General features: G+C 57.5%; 12 protein-coding genes. All 12 read left to right on the top strand.

Features of this window, described 5'->3' with window-relative positions; all coding sequences use genetic code 11:
• The first annotated feature begins 1 nt into the window (after position 1).
• Complete coding sequence (locus ACUY4Q_RS06525; RefSeq protein WP_458046247.1) at positions 2-622, top strand: 4Fe-4S dicluster domain-containing protein; 621 nt, start codon at positions 2-4, stop codon at positions 620-622.
• The gene (hyfB, locus tag ACUY4Q_RS06520; RefSeq protein ID WP_458046246.1) at positions 622-2643 is read left to right on the top strand and encodes a hydrogenase 4 subunit B; all 2022 of its coding nucleotides are present in this window, start codon (positions 622-624) and stop codon (positions 2641-2643) included. The genes ACUY4Q_RS06525 and hyfB overlap by 1 nt, the downstream gene beginning before the upstream one ends.
• A gap of 13 nt (positions 2644-2656) precedes the next feature.
• Positions 2657-3604 (top strand): respiratory chain complex I subunit 1 family protein, encoded by a 948-nt coding sequence (locus tag ACUY4Q_RS06515; RefSeq protein WP_458046245.1) that lies wholly within the window; start codon positions 2657-2659, stop codon positions 3602-3604.
• Positions 3605-3620: 16 nt separating this feature from the next.
• Positions 3621-5060: a hydrogenase 4 subunit D gene (locus ACUY4Q_RS06510; protein WP_458046244.1), complete on the top strand. Its 1440-nt coding sequence runs from the start codon at positions 3621-3623 to the stop codon at positions 5058-5060.
• 11 nt (positions 5061-5071) lie between these two features.
• On the top strand, positions 5072-5722 hold the full coding sequence (hyfE, locus tag ACUY4Q_RS06505) for a hydrogenase 4 membrane subunit (protein WP_458046243.1): 651 nt from the start codon (positions 5072-5074) through the stop codon (positions 5720-5722).
• Positions 5723-5726: 4 nt separating this feature from the next.
• Complete coding sequence (locus ACUY4Q_RS06500) at positions 5727-7316, top strand: hydrogenase 4 subunit F (RefSeq protein ID WP_458046242.1); 1590 nt, start codon at positions 5727-5729, stop codon at positions 7314-7316.
• The gene (locus ACUY4Q_RS06495) at positions 7250-9040 is read left to right on the top strand and encodes a hydrogenase large subunit (RefSeq protein WP_458046241.1); all 1791 of its coding nucleotides are present in this window, start codon (positions 7250-7252) and stop codon (positions 9038-9040) included. Before ACUY4Q_RS06500 ends, ACUY4Q_RS06495 begins: the two co-directional genes overlap by 67 nt.
• 10 nt (positions 9041-9050) lie before the next feature.
• Positions 9051-9599: a hydrogenase 4 subunit H gene (hyfH, locus tag ACUY4Q_RS06490; protein ID WP_458046240.1), complete on the top strand. Its 549-nt coding sequence runs from the start codon at positions 9051-9053 to the stop codon at positions 9597-9599.
• Positions 9596-10378, top strand: coding sequence for an NADH-quinone oxidoreductase subunit B family protein (locus tag ACUY4Q_RS06485; RefSeq protein WP_458046239.1), 783 nt, complete (start codon positions 9596-9598; stop codon positions 10376-10378). The genes hyfH and ACUY4Q_RS06485 overlap by 4 nt, the downstream gene beginning before the upstream one ends.
• Entirely contained in the window at positions 10365-10775 is a 411-nt protein-coding gene (locus tag ACUY4Q_RS06480; RefSeq protein WP_458046238.1) for a formate hydrogenlyase maturation HycH family protein, read from the top strand. Before ACUY4Q_RS06485 ends, ACUY4Q_RS06480 begins: the two co-directional genes overlap by 14 nt.
• Positions 10776-11001: 226 nt before the next feature.
• Entirely contained in the window at positions 11002-12951 is a 1950-nt protein-coding gene (locus ACUY4Q_RS06475; RefSeq protein WP_458046237.1) for a sigma 54-interacting transcriptional regulator, read from the top strand.
• A 137-nt stretch (positions 12952-13088) separates the two neighbouring features.
• Positions 13089-13946: a formate transporter FocA gene (focA, locus tag ACUY4Q_RS06470; protein ID WP_458046236.1), complete on the top strand. Its 858-nt coding sequence runs from the start codon at positions 13089-13091 to the stop codon at positions 13944-13946.
• The last annotated feature ends 359 nt before the right edge of the window (positions 13947-14305 follow it).

Raw genomic sequence — 14305 nt, 5'->3', positions numbered from 1 at the left:
CATGAACCGCTTTGTGATTGCAGATCCCGAGTGGTGTATAGGGTGCAATACCTGTCTTGCCGCGTGTTCGGATGTACATAAAACGCAGGGGCTACAACATCACCCACGTTTAACTCTGGTAAAAACCGACAGCAAAACCGCACCGGTAATGTGTCGGCATTGCGATGATGCGCCCTGCCAGCAGGTGTGCCCGGTTAATGCAATCACCTTTCAGGATGCGTCCGTTTACCTCAACGAAACGTTATGTATCGGCTGCAAACTCTGCGGCCTGGTTTGTCCGTTCGGGGCCATTACGCCGTCGGGTAGCCGCCCGCTGGATGCGCCTTCCCGCTACGCGCATTTCGTTCCCGACGCAGAGCTCAGAGACGTCCCCGACAGCCCGCATACCGTTCATCCTTTTCTTCGCTGGAACGCTGGCGTACAGACCGTCGCCGCCAAATGTGACCTGTGCCATTTCCTGCCGGAGGGGCCCGCTTGCATCAGATCCTGCCCGACCCATGCGTTACATCTGGTCGCCGAGGATTTGCTCGCTAAACAGCTGAAAGCCCGCAGGCTACAGGCCGCACTGAGCAGCACGGATATGGCCTTCGTCTCCCCTTCACTTTCGCCGGAGCAACGCTAATGGATGCCCTGCAACTATTGATGTGGTCAATATTGTTATACGTAGCCGGTGGCATCCTTTCGCTGCTGCTGGCCCGTCAGGAAGAGATAGCAATTAAAATAGCGGGCTTCTCAGCCATGGCAGGCGGGTTACTCGGCCTTGCCAGTGCGCTCACCGCGCTTTCCGTCGGTGAAACGCTCACCTGGCAGGCCGTTGGCCCCTTCGCTTTTGCCCATTTCATCGTGCGGCTGGACAGCCTCGCCGCCTTTATGGTGCTGGTGATTTCGCTGCTGGTGGCGGTTTGCGGCCTCTACTCGCTCTCCTATGTGCGTGAATACATCGGCAAAGGCGCGGGCTCGATGGGGTTCTTTATGAATCTGTTTATCGCCTCGATGGTCGGCCTGGTGGTGATGGACAATGCCTTCTGGTTCATCGTGCTGTTCGAGATGATGTCGCTGGCTTCCTGGTTTCTGGTGATTACCGATCAGGATGACGAATCCATCCACGCGGGCCTGCTTTACTTCTTTATTGCTCATGCCGGTTCGGTACTGATCATGGTGGCCTTCTTCCTGATGTGGCGGCAGAGCGGCAGCCTGGATTTTGCCAGCTTCCGCACGCTATCGTTATCGCCCGGCACCGCCTCCGCGGTGTTCCTGCTGGCATTCTTTGGCTTTGGGGCAAAAGCGGGGATGCTGCCGCTGCACAGCTGGCTGCCGCGCGCGCACCCGGCCGCGCCGTCACACGCCTCGGCACTGATGTCCGGCGTGATGGTCAAAATCGGTATTTTTGGCATCATCAAAGTGGGCATCGACCTGCTTGGTCACAGTGGCATTCCTTTATGGTGGGGCGTGGTGGTGCTGGCCTTCGGTGCGGTCTCCTCCGTGCTGGGAGTACTCTACGCACTGGCGGAGCACGATATTAAGCGTCTGCTGGCCTGGCACACGGTGGAAAACATCGGCATCATTTTGATGGGGGTAGGCACCGGCATGGCGGGCATTGCGCTCAACCATCCGGTGATTGCCGCCATCGGTCTGCTCGGTGCGCTCTTTCATCTGCTCAACCATGCGCTGTTCAAAGGACTGCTGTTCCTCGGGGCCGGGGCGATTATTTTCCGTCTGCATACCCGCGACATGGAAAAAATGGGGGCACTGGCAAAACGGATGCCGTGGACCGCAGGGGCATTTCTTATTGGCTGTCTGGCGATTTCCGCCATGCCGCCGCTCAATGGTTTTATCAGCGAATGGTACACCTACCAGTCACTCTTCTCCCTGACCCGCGTGGACGCCATGATCCCGCGCCTGGCGGGGCCAGTCGCCATCGTGATGCTCGCCATTACCGGGGCTTTAGCCGCGATGTGCTTCGTCAAAGTGTATGGCGTGAGCTTCTGCGGCAACGCCCGGAGTGAAAAAGCAGAGCAGGCGCGCGAAGTACCCTGGCCGATGGTCATTGCCATGTGTCTGCTGGCGCTGTTTTGCGTGCTGGCGGGCGTGGGGGCAAGCGTGGTGGCACCTCATCTGCTGCTCATCGCGCAATCGCTCACCACGGCGGAAACCCTTTCTGTCGCCGAGGGCGCGACGCTGATACCGGGCGACGCACAACAGGCGGTGTTGATGCCGTCAGCCATCTTCCTGCTGCTGCTTGCCCTGCCGCTTTTGCCGGGTCTTTTCTGGTATGTCAATCGCCAGACCCGCGGCCAGTTCCGGCGTACGGGTGACGCCTGGGCCTGCGGGTACGCATGGGAAAAAGGGATGGCGCCGTCAGCGGGCAGCTTTACCCAGCCGCTGCGCGTGATGTTCGGTCCGCTTTACCGCATGCGTAAGCAGCTCGATCCCGCCGTGCCGCTCAATCGCAGCCTGAGTGGCATCACCGTTGCCGCCACGCGAACCGAACCCTTCTGGGACGACAACATCATTCAGCCCCTGGTCGGGATGACCAAACGCATTGCCCGCACGGTGCAGTATCTGCAGAGCGGCGATTTCCGTCTTTATTGCCTGTATGTGATTGCCGCCCTGGTGATCCTGCTGCTGACTATTGCCGTCTGAGGAGGGAGAGAATATGTCACAACCAACCCCTGACTGGTCGCTGGCGGTGTTTGCCCTCTTCCAGGCAGCACTCTTGCTGGTGCTCGCGCCCCTGTTTACGGGTATTTCCCGCCAGATCCGCGCGCGGATGCACTCGCGACGCGGGCCAGGAATATTGCAGGACTACCGCGATTTGCAAAAACTACTCAAGCGTCAGGAAGTCGCCCCCGCCTCTTCCGGCATGATGTTCCGCATCATGCCCTGGGTACTGCTCAGCAGCATGCTGGTGGTCGCCATGACCTTGCCGCTATTGACTCGCGCCTCCCCGTTTGCCGGGGCGGGTGACCTTATCACCCTGATTTACCTTTTCGCGCTGTTCCGCTTCTTCTTCGCCCTGTCCGGGCTGGACACCGGTAGCCCTTTTGCCGGTCTCGGTGCCAGTCGTGAACTGACGCTCGGCATTCTGGTGGAGCCGATGCTGATCCTCTCGCTGCTGGTGCTTGCCCTGTTGGCCGGTTCCACCAACGTGGGAACAATCGGTACCACGCTGGCAGCAGGCTGGATCTCTCCGGTGGCCACGCTGCTGGCCATGCTGGCCTGCGGGTTCGCCTGTTTTATTGAGATGGGCAAAATCCCCTTCGATGTGGCAGAAGCCGAGCAGGAATTACAGGAAGGGCCGCTCACCGAGTACTCCGGCGCAGGCCTGGCGCTGGTGAAATGGGGCATCGGGCTTAAACAGGTCGTGATGGCCTCACTGTTCCTCGCGCTGTTCTTCCCGTTTGGCAATGCCGACACGCTGAGCACGGGAGCGATGGTGCTGGCGCTGGTCGTCACGTTTCTCAAACTGCTGGTGGTGTTTGTGCTGGCGTCAGTGGTGGAAAACTCGCTCGCGCGTGGGCGTTTCCTGTTGACGCACCACCTTACCTGGCTCGGTTTCAGTCTTGCCGCGCTGTCGTATGTCCTTTGGTTAACCGGTCTGTAAGGAGCACGGAATAACTATGGAAACTCTTGCCCTGACGGTCCTGTTGCTGCCCTTCGTCGGCGCGCTGGTCGTCTCACTGGCGCCCCGACAGACTGCGCCCATGCTTGCCACAGCGATGGCCCTGTTGGCAACGATTGCCACGGTTACGCTGGCCGCGGGCTTTCATGCCGCTGGCAGCGTAACCGTCGATATCCCGATGCTGAGCATTGGACAGGTGGCTTTGTTTGGCATGACGGTCGACCGGATAAGCACCCTGATTCTGTTTGTCGTGGTGTTCCTCGGCCTGCTGGTTGCCCTTTACTCCACGGGCTATTTAACCCGGGGCAACCGCGAGCATCCGCATGACGGCAGCAACCGCTACTACGCCTTTCTGCTGATTTTTATCGGCGCGATGTCCGGTCTGGTGCTCTCATCCACGCTACTGGGTCAGTTGTTGTTCTTCGAAATTACCGGCGGCTGCTCCTGGGCCTTGATCAGCTACTACCAGTCTGAGAAATCCCAGCGTTCGGCGATGAAGGCGTTACTCATTACCCACGTCGGTTCCCTGGGGCTTTATCTGGCCGCTGCCACGCTCTTTCTGCAAACCGGTACGTTTGCGCTGAGCGCCCTCGGCCAGTTAAACGGAAGTGCTGCCTTGATTGTTTATGGCGGGATCCTGTTTGCTGCCTGGGGTAAATCGGCGCAGCTACCGTTACAGGCCTGGCTGCCGGATGCGATGGAAGCGCCAACGCCGGTCAGTGCGTACTTACACGCCGCCTCGATGGTGAAGGTGGGCGTCTACATCTTTGCCCGCGCCATTTCAGAAGGCGGGGAGATCCCGCACATTATCGGCTGGGTGGGCGTCACCATGGCGACGATTACCCTGGTGTACGGCTTCTTAATGTACCTGCCGCAAAAAGATATGAAGCGGCTGCTCGCCTGGTCGACCATCTCGCAGCTGGCGTGGATTTTCCTCGCCCTCTCGCTCTCCATTTTCGGTTCAAAAATGGCGTTCACTGCGGGGATTGTTTACATCTTCAACCACGCCTTCGCTAAAAGCTTGTTCTTCCTGGTGGCGGGCGCGCTCAGCTACAGCTGCGGCACCCGTATGCTGCCACGGCTGCGCGGAGTGATGCGCACCCTGCCATTGGCAGGTATCGGTTTTTGTGTCGCTGCACTGGCCATTACCGGCGTACCGCCGTTCAGCGGCTTTTTCAGCAAGTTTCCGCTGTTCGCCGCCGGGTTTGCCCTCTCTGACCAGTACCCCATTTTACTCGCGGTGATGATTCTGGCGCTGGTGGAGTCGGTCGCCAGCTTCGGCTGGTTCATTTACTGGTTTGGACGGGTGGTGCCGGGAGAACCGAGTGATGAGGTGGCTCAGGCAGCCCCACTGCCATGGTCGATGCGAGTGGTGCTGGTAATTCTGGTGGTGATGTCGCTCGCCTCGAGCGTGATTGCCGCAGCGTGGATGGGATAAGGGAGTCGAACATGACGGGAACACTGATCGTTAACAATCTGGCGGGGCTGATGATGTTCACCTCGCTGCTGGTGACCTGCGCCAGACGCTACACCGTCTCCTGCTGGTTGTACGCGCTGCAATCGCTGGTACTGGTGTCGATATTTTTTACGTTGTCAGAACTGCTGGACGCAGAGCAATTGCGCATGTGGTCCATTAGCGCTTTCTTCACCAAGGTGCTGATGGTGCCGCTCATCATGGGCTACGCCTTTCGCAAAATGGCACCGGCCGGTCAGGGAGAACGCCTGTTTGGCCCCGCTGCGCTGGTGCTGATGGCCGCCGGGATCGTGCTGCTGTGCTGGTTTGTGGTGCGCCCGGTGCAACTGCCGATGGTGGCCCAGCTCAAACCTGCGCTCGCCGTGGCGCTCGGCCACTTCCTGCTCGGCCTGCTGTGCATCATCAGCCAGCGCAATATTTTGCGTCAGGTGTTTGGGTATTGCCTGATGGAAAACGGCTCGCATCTGGTGCTGGCGCTGCTGGCCTGGCGAGCGCCGGAACTGGTGGAGATCGGCATCGCCACCGATGCCATTTTCGCGGTGATTGTGATGACGCTGCTGGCGAGAAAGATCTGGCGCACCCACGGCACGCTGGACGTTAACAACCTCACGGCGCTGAAAGGATAACAACATGAGCCATGCATTGATGTTCACCGTGCTGCTGCTGACGCCGCTGGTGATTTCCGTTCTCTGCTTTGCCTGCCGCCTGCGGGGCGACGCCGCGCGGGGAGTGGTCACCGCCATACACACCGTCGGTATCGCGGTGCTAATGATTGTCGCACTGTGGACGGTGGCAGAAGCGGTCAAAGAGGGCGAAATTTTTGGCGCGCATCGCTGGCTGCATATCGACAGCCTCAGCGGTCTGTTTCTCTCCCTGCTCGGCATCATCGGTTTTCTTACCGGGCTCTACTCGATTGGCTACATGCGCCATGAAGTGGACCACGGCGAAATCACCGTCGGCACGCTGTGCAACTACTACGGCTTTTTCCACCTTTTTCTGTTCACCATGCTGTTGGTCGTCACGAGTAACAACCTGATTGTGATGTGGGCGGCCATCGAAGCCACGACCCTGAGTTCAGCGTTTCTGGTCGGCATTTATGGCCAACGCTCGTCGCTGGAAGCGGCGTGGAAATACATTATTATCTGCACCGTCGGCGTCGCGTTTGGGCTGTTTGGTACCGTGCTGGTGTATGCTAATGCCGCCAGTTTTATGGCTGAACCGGACCACGCCATCTTCTGGACAGAGGTACTTAAAGAGAGCAGCAAACTTGACCCGACGCTGATGGTGCTGGCGTTTGTCTTCGTGCTGATTGGCTTTGGCACCAAAACCGGGCTGTTTCCGATGCACGCCTGGCTACCGGATGCCCACAGTGAAGCGCCGAGTCCGGTAAGCGCCCTGCTCTCGGCGGTTCTGCTGAACTGCGCCCTGCTGGTACTGATTCGCTACTACATCATCATTTGCCATGCCATCGGCAACAGCTTCCCCAATATGCTGCTGATGATCTTTGGCTTGCTCTCCGTGGCCGTGGCCGCATTTTTTATTCTCGTCCAGCAGGACATGAAACGTCTTCTGGCTTACTCCAGCGTGGAAAACATGGGGCTGGTGGCGGTAGCGCTCGGTATCGGCGGCCCGCTGGGGATTCTCGCCGCGCTGCTGCACACCCTCAACCATAGCCTCGCCAAAACGCTGCTGTTCTGTGGCTCTGGCAACGTGCTGTTGAAATACGGCACCCGCAACCTGGATGTGGTCTGCGGCATGCTGAGAGTGATGCCCTTTACCGCCGTGCTGCTCGGCGGCGGCGCGCTGGCGCTGGGCGGTATGCCGCCATTCAACATCTTCTTAAGCGAGTTTATGACGGTTACCGCAGGCCTGGCCGCGGATCATTTGCTCCTGACCATCGTGCTGCTGCTGTTGCTGACTATCGTACTCGGTGGGCTGGTGCGTATGGTTGCCAAAGCCTTGTTTGCAGCCCCTCCGCAGGAGGTGGCCACCGGTGAACTTGGCTGGCTGACCACCCTGCCAATGGTGATATTGCTGGCCATGATGCTGGTGATGGGCACCCACATTCCACAACCGGTCAGCAAGATGCTGGCAAATGCGTCCACCATTGTGATGTCCGGTAATGATGAACAATCCACCCAATTTAGCTGGCTATGGGCGTCCTTCGACACCACCGCCGCCACGGCTACACCCGCGCGGGTTCAGGGAGAGTTAAAGTGAGTTATTTAGAACGTGTCAATCTCGATGCCCCTCGTGGCCTGGCCTGTCTTGCGGCGTTAAACGCGCAATTTCCCGGCGCGATCCTTGAAGAAGAGCGACAAACCTTTGAGCAAACCACCATCACGGTGAAGCTCAATCTGCTGCCGGACATCGTGCACTATCTCTACTATCAACACGATGGCTGGCTGCCGGTACTTTTTGGTAACGATGAACGCACCCTTAACGGCCATTACGCGGTCTATTATGCGCTCTCAATCGAAGGGGCTGAAAAGTGCTGGATTGTGGTGAAAGCGCTGGTGGATGCCACCACCCGTGAGTTTCCCTCGGTCACCCCGAAGGTGCCGGCTGCCGTCTGGGGCGAGCGTGAAATCCGCGATATGTACGGGCTTATCCCGGTGGGTTTACCTGATCAACGTCGCCTGGTGTTGCCCGACGACTGGCCTGACGACCTTCACCCGCTGCGCAAAGACACCATGGATTACCGCCTGCGCCCTGAGCCAACAAACGAGACCGAAAACTACTCGTTTATCAACGAAGGCGGCAGTTCTGCCCGGATCGTGCCGATTGGCCCGTTGCACATCACCTCTGATGAACCCGGTCACTTCCGCCTGTTTGTCGACGGCGAACGCATTGTCGATGCCGATTATCGCCTGTTCTACGTGCACCGTGGCATGGAGAAACTGGCGGAAACCCGCATGGGCTACAACGAAGTCACCTTCCTCTCAGACCGCGTCTGCGGCATTTGCGGTTTCGCCCACAGCGTGGCTTACACCACCTCTGTTGAAAACGCGCTGGGCATTGTGGTGCCGCAGCGCGCCCATACCATCCGTTCGGTGTTGCTGGAAGTCGAGCGCCTGCACAGCCATCTGCTGAACATCGGGCTCTCCAGCCACTTCGTCGGTTTCGATACGGGCTTTATGCAATTTTTCCGCATTCGTGAAAAATCGATGACCATGGCGGAACTGCTCACCGGTTCACGTAAGACCTATGGCCTGAATCTGATTGGCGGCATTCGTCGCGACGTGCTCAAAGAGCAGCGCGTGAAGACGATCCAGCTCGTCAGAGAGATGCGGGCCGAGGTCACGCAACTGGTGGATATGCTGCTCTCCACGCCAAACATCGCCCAGCGCACGCAAGGTGTCGGCGTGCTGGACAGGCAGGTTGCCCGCGATTACAGCCCGGTTGGCCCGCTGATTCGTGGCAGCGGCTTTAATCGCGATATGCGCTTTGATCACCCTTACGCCGACTACGCTAATCTGCCCAAAACGCTGTTTAGCTGGCCGGACGGCGATGTTTTCTCCCGCGTGATGGTGCGGGTGAAAGAGGTCTTCGACTCGCTGTCGATGATCGAATACGCCCTCGATAATCTGCCCAATACCCCGCTATTAACCGAAGGTTTTACCTACCAACCGCACAAATTTGCCCTCGGTTACGTGGAAGCGCCGCGCGGGGAAGATGTGCACTGGAGCATGCTGGGCGACAACCAGAAGCTGTTCCGCTGGCGCTGCCGCGCCGCCACCTACGCCAACTGGCCGGTGCTGCGCTATATGCTGCGCGGTAACACCGTCTCGGATGCACCGCTTATCATCGGCAGCCTTGACCCGTGCTACTCCTGCACCGACCGCGTCACCCTGGTGGACGTGCGTAAACGCAAATCCACCACCGTGCCGTACAAAGAGATTGAACGCTACGGTATTGAACGTCGCAACTCGCCGCTGAAATAAGGAAGATACGATGCTGAAATTGTTGAAGACCATCCTCAGGGCGGGCGATGTCACGGTGAAATACCCGTTTGCACCGCTGGAGGTGTGCCCCGGTTTTCGCGGCAGACCAGAGCTTAATGCACAACAGTGTATCGCCTGCGGTGCCTGCACCACCGCCTGCCCGGCCAATGCCCTGACCATGGAGACCCTGCCTGCGGATAATGCCCGCGTCTGGCAGCTTTTTATTGGCCGCTGCATCTACTGCGGCCGCTGTGAAGAGGTCTGCCCGACTCATGCCATTCGCCTGACTGAAGATTTTGAACTGGCAGTCACCCGTAAAGCCGATCTCTACGCGCGCGCCACCTTCCGCTTGCAGCACTGCGCTGAATGCCACCAGCCCTTTGCGCCCGAGAAGTCGGTCGCCCTCGCCGTTGAGCTGCTGGCGCTAAACCAGGCAAAACCGGAACTGATTGCGACGCTGCGCGCGCAGGCGGAGGTGTGCCCGGCCTGTAAACGCCGTGCCGCACTTGAACATCGCGGTAGCACCAACGTGCACTATTACCTTAAGGAGCCAGCATGAGCGAGGATTCCCGCACGCTAACGCAGCACGTCAGCCAGCCGATTTCGCTGGATGACCAGGCGCAGCAAATGAAGCAGGTGCTGCTGCGTGATATCAAACGTTCAGCCTACGTCTACCGCGTGGACTGCGGCGGCTGTAACGGCTGCGAAATCGAAATCTTCTCTGCCATTACGCCGCTGTTCGACGCTGAACGTTTTGGTATTAAGGTTGTGGCCTCCCCGCGCCACGCCGACATTCTGCTGTTTACCGGTGCGGTAACGCGCGCGATGCGTATGCCTGCTCTACGCGCCTGGCATGCGGCGCCTGACCATAAAATCGCGATTTCCTACGGGGCCTGCGGCGTCGGCGGCGGTATTTTTCACGATCTGTACTGCGTTTGGGGCGGCAGCGATACCATCGTACCCATTGATGTGTGGATTCCCGGCTGTCCTCCCACGCCTGCCGCCACTATTCATGGGTTCGCGGTGGCGTTAGGACTGCTGGAGCAAAAACTGCACGCGATCGATTATCAGCAGGCAGACCATGAAATTGCCACGGTACGCTGGCCGACGGTGCCGCTGGCCCTGCGCGTACACATTGAACGTCTGGCCCGTCAACTGGCCGGCTACCGCCAGGGGCGGGAAATTACCGACCGCTTCTTCGCGTTATTGACCGAAGGCGAGCCGGAGCAGCGGATTCCGCGACTGCACAACTGGCTGCAACAGGCCGCAGACCCACGCCTGACGTCGATTGTGCAACAACTGATGGTTGAAATGGAGCGTCAGCATGGCGGAGTATGACGGTAAAGTGATGTTCTGGACGTTGCGACAAAAATTTGTTGATGACAGCGTCAACGTTGAAGAAAAAAGTCGCCAGGTGATGTATTACTCGCTGGCGATCGGTCACCACGTGGGGGTGATCGACTGCCTCAACGTGGTACTGGAGTGCCCTCTTAGCCAGTATGAAGCCTGGCTGGGTCTCCTGGAGGGTGAGGCTCAGCGTAAAATGCGTGGGTTGCTGACCTTTGGGGAAATTGTGATTGACGCCAGCCACGTCAATACACTGGCCCCCGCCTTTGCGCATCTGGCCGCGCATGCAGAAGCCCCCTGGCGCGGCTGGAGTGAACAAATGCTCCAGCATTTACAAGATATCGCGCAGGAACCCGCGATTTATCTGATGGTCCGTTTAGTGCGCTAATCCATAGGTATCATCAATCTCTTATCAATTAGTATGACAATTAATGTATACGTGAAGCGGGTAACACTACAAAAAACAGGGTTATAGTAGGATAATAGATGGCCCGCTTGCGTACCGATGAGCAAAAATCACGCTAACACAACGGTAAAGGAGGTCGCTACATGCTGGCCCTTACTCGCTTTTGTCTGCTTTTGTGCGCCATTGATTCTGGAAGGATGCAGTACCCATGATTTTACAGCACTTGCTGGAACATAAAGACAATGCCTCCGTGCTACGGGCGTTCATTCCCCTACCGCCTCCCTTCAGCCCCGTCCAGTTTGTCGAATTACGCCTCGGTGATACCCAGTTTTATCGTTGTTTTGATGATGGCAGCGATGAGTTTTGCGGCCACGAATACGCTGGCGCGATCAGTGACAGCACTGCCCATGTGATTTTGCTTGCCGGTGAGACGCTGGCTGAACTGCGCTTTGTGCGTACCGACGGTGGTACCTTCTGCGACAAAGATAATGCGATGTTTGCGTGGCTTGCCCGACTTGCCACACAGGGGCTGGAAGGCGACATCGCACGAGAGGGTCTGGAAACCAGCCTGACGACGCTCCAACAGGAGCGTGACCATGACCGGGTACTGGTGGCTATCACCAACACCGTGCTCTCGCATCTGGATATTGATGAGCTGGTTATCGACGTATCACGAGAAATACACCGTTTCTTTGGTGTAGATAACGTTAGCCTGGTACTGCGCGATGCCCTACGCTCCCGCCAGCTGATGTGGCACGCTACCGATTTCACCGCGGCGCAACCCGCCAGTCAGCATCATCCTTTACGCAGCGACAGCGCGCTGCTCGCGGGCGCGCTGAACGAAAATCATGCCTCTTTGCTGCAAAAGCAGGATGACCCAGAGCAATGGCAAAACGATCCGTTGCTTCAGGCGTTATCGGCGCAAGGCATGGACGCAGTATTTATCCTGCCGCTGGCCTTTAGCCACCAGTCGACGGGGGTGCTGGTGCTGGCGCATAGCGAAATGACGATATTCACGCCACAAAATTGTCGATTACTTCGCCAGATTGCCGACAGAATTGGCATTGCCGTCGATAATGCTGAGGCCTATCGCAAAGTCACCCATCTGAAAGAGAATCTTAAAAACGAGAACAGCAAACTTAACGAGCAGATTCTTTCTAATCAGAGCTTTGGCGACATCATTTATCAAAGTGACGCCATGCGTGATGTGCTCCAGCAGGTGGATATTGTCGCCCTCAGTGACAGTACGGTTTTGATTCTCGGCGAGACCGGCACCGGGAAAGAAGTGATCGCCCGCGCGATTCATCAACTGAGCCTGCGCAAAGATAAGCCGCTGGTGAAGATTAACTGTGCCGCTATCCCCTCAAGCCTGCTGGAAAGTGAGCTTTTCGGTCACGATAAAGGCGCGTTCACCGGGGCCATCAATACCCATCGGGGGCGCTTTGAGATGGCCGACGGCGGCACGCTGTTCCTCGATGAAATCGGCGATATGCCCATTGAGCTGCAACCCAAATTACTGCGCGTGTTGCAGGAGAGAGAGATTGAACGCATCGGCGGCACTCGTACCATCCCGGTGAACGTGCGGGTCATTGCTGCTACCAACCGTGATTTGAAACAGATGGTGATTGATCGTGAGTTTCGTAACGATCTTTTCTATCGCCTGAACGTCTTCCCACTGATGCTACCGCCGCTGCGCGACAGGCCGGACGATATTCCCCTGCTCGCCCGTTACTTCACCAAAAAATTGTCGCGCCGCCTGAACCGTTCCGTCGACACCATTCCTGCCGAGGCCATGCGCCAGCTCATGCGTTACGAATGGCCGGGGAATGTGCGTGAACTGGAAAACATTATCGAACGTGCGGTATTGCTCTCCCGGGATAACACCCTGAGCCTGCACCTGAACGCCCAGCCCACCAGCATGGTACAGCCGGTGGCGCACGATCCGTTTCCCTTCCCGCTGCCCAAAGTGGCGGAGATGATGCACACCGACCCGCCTGAAAATGATGAAGAAGAGCGTCAGCGCATTATTCAGGTTCTGCGAGAAACCAATGGCATTGTTGCGGGTCCGCGCGGTGCTGCGTCTAAACTCGGTATGAAACGCACGACCCTGCTGTCACGCATGCAGCGCCTGGGTATCGCCGTGCGGGAAGTACTGTAATTCCTTATTTCCCCGGCTGTTAATTGTGAGCCTGGTAACGCTTTAATCATCGATCCATCTCCCTGCCTGGTACGCACTATGCATATGTCTGCGCGAGAGTGAGTTCGCCTTATTCGCGTAGAAATCAGGAGATATTCATGGATACCAGCAATGCGTTTGATCTGCGGCTTCCCGCAGAAATGGCCAAAGTTGCCGAACAGGCAGGTTTATATAAAGTCAGCAAGAAAAAAGAATTGTCCTTCTTTCTCGCCGTGACGGCGGGGGTATTTATTTCGATTGCGTTCGTTTTTTATATCACCGTGACCAGTGGCCCCGCGCCGGCTACTGCCCTGGCAAAACTGGCAGGAGGCGTGTGCTTCTCTCTGGGGCTCATTCTGGTGGTGGTGTGCGGTGCCGATCTCTTTACCTCCACGGTGCTCACCGTGATGGCGAAAGCCAGCGGCCTGATAAGCTGGGGGCAGCTCATCATGAACTGGATCGTGGTCTATCTGGGTAACCTTGTCGGTGCACTGTTCTTTGTCGCGTTAATTTGGTTCGCCGGGCAATATATGAACGGCAACGGCCTGTGGGGCCTCAACGTATTACAAACCGCCGACCATAAAATGCATCACACGTTTATTGAAGCGGTGTGTCTTGGCACGCTCTGTAATTTAATGGTGTGTCTGGCGGTGTGGATGAGTTATTCCGGCCATACGCTGACGGATAAGATTATGGCGATGCTGCTGCCCATCGGCATGTTTGTCGCCAGCGGCTTTGAACATAGCATCGCTAATATGTTTCTTATTCCATTGGCTATTGTTATTCGCTATTTCGCCCCGGACAGTTTCTGGACGGCGGTGCATTCATCAGCGGAGAGTTTCCCGGCGTTAACCGTTGGCCATTTTATTACCGCCAATCTTATCCCGGTCACCCTCGGCAATATTATTGGCGGCGGCTTACTGGTGGGCGTCACCTACTGGATTATCTATTTACGTAATCAGAATAATGGGCACTGAGGAGAATGGTTTCCCTCTCCCTGAGGGCTGAGGAATCCCCATTGATATTACGTTTTACAGCGATAACGCAGCGCAATGAGAATAAAAAAGTATCAGCGATGACTGGGTCCGGCTGAAAATCGATGAGGCGTTGACGGCTGGCCGGGGCCGCCCGCAGGGAAGCGGGCGGAGGGGATAGCCTACAAGGATGTAGGCTGGACCCGACCCGAAAGTCAGACGACATAAGGCGAATGCACCGCGCCAGCGGCGATTTTCCTGGCCGGGAGCCCGGGTCGCCAGGGTGGTGGCGGTGAACCACCCTGGCACGTTCACGGGTTCTGGCGTGACAGATAAGCAAGGAACATAAGGTGAACGGAATG

This window comes from Phytobacter cepae, from assembly GCF_054165735.1.
The sequence above is the reverse complement of the archived record's forward strand: the minus strand, read 5'-3'. Positions and strand labels throughout refer to the sequence as shown.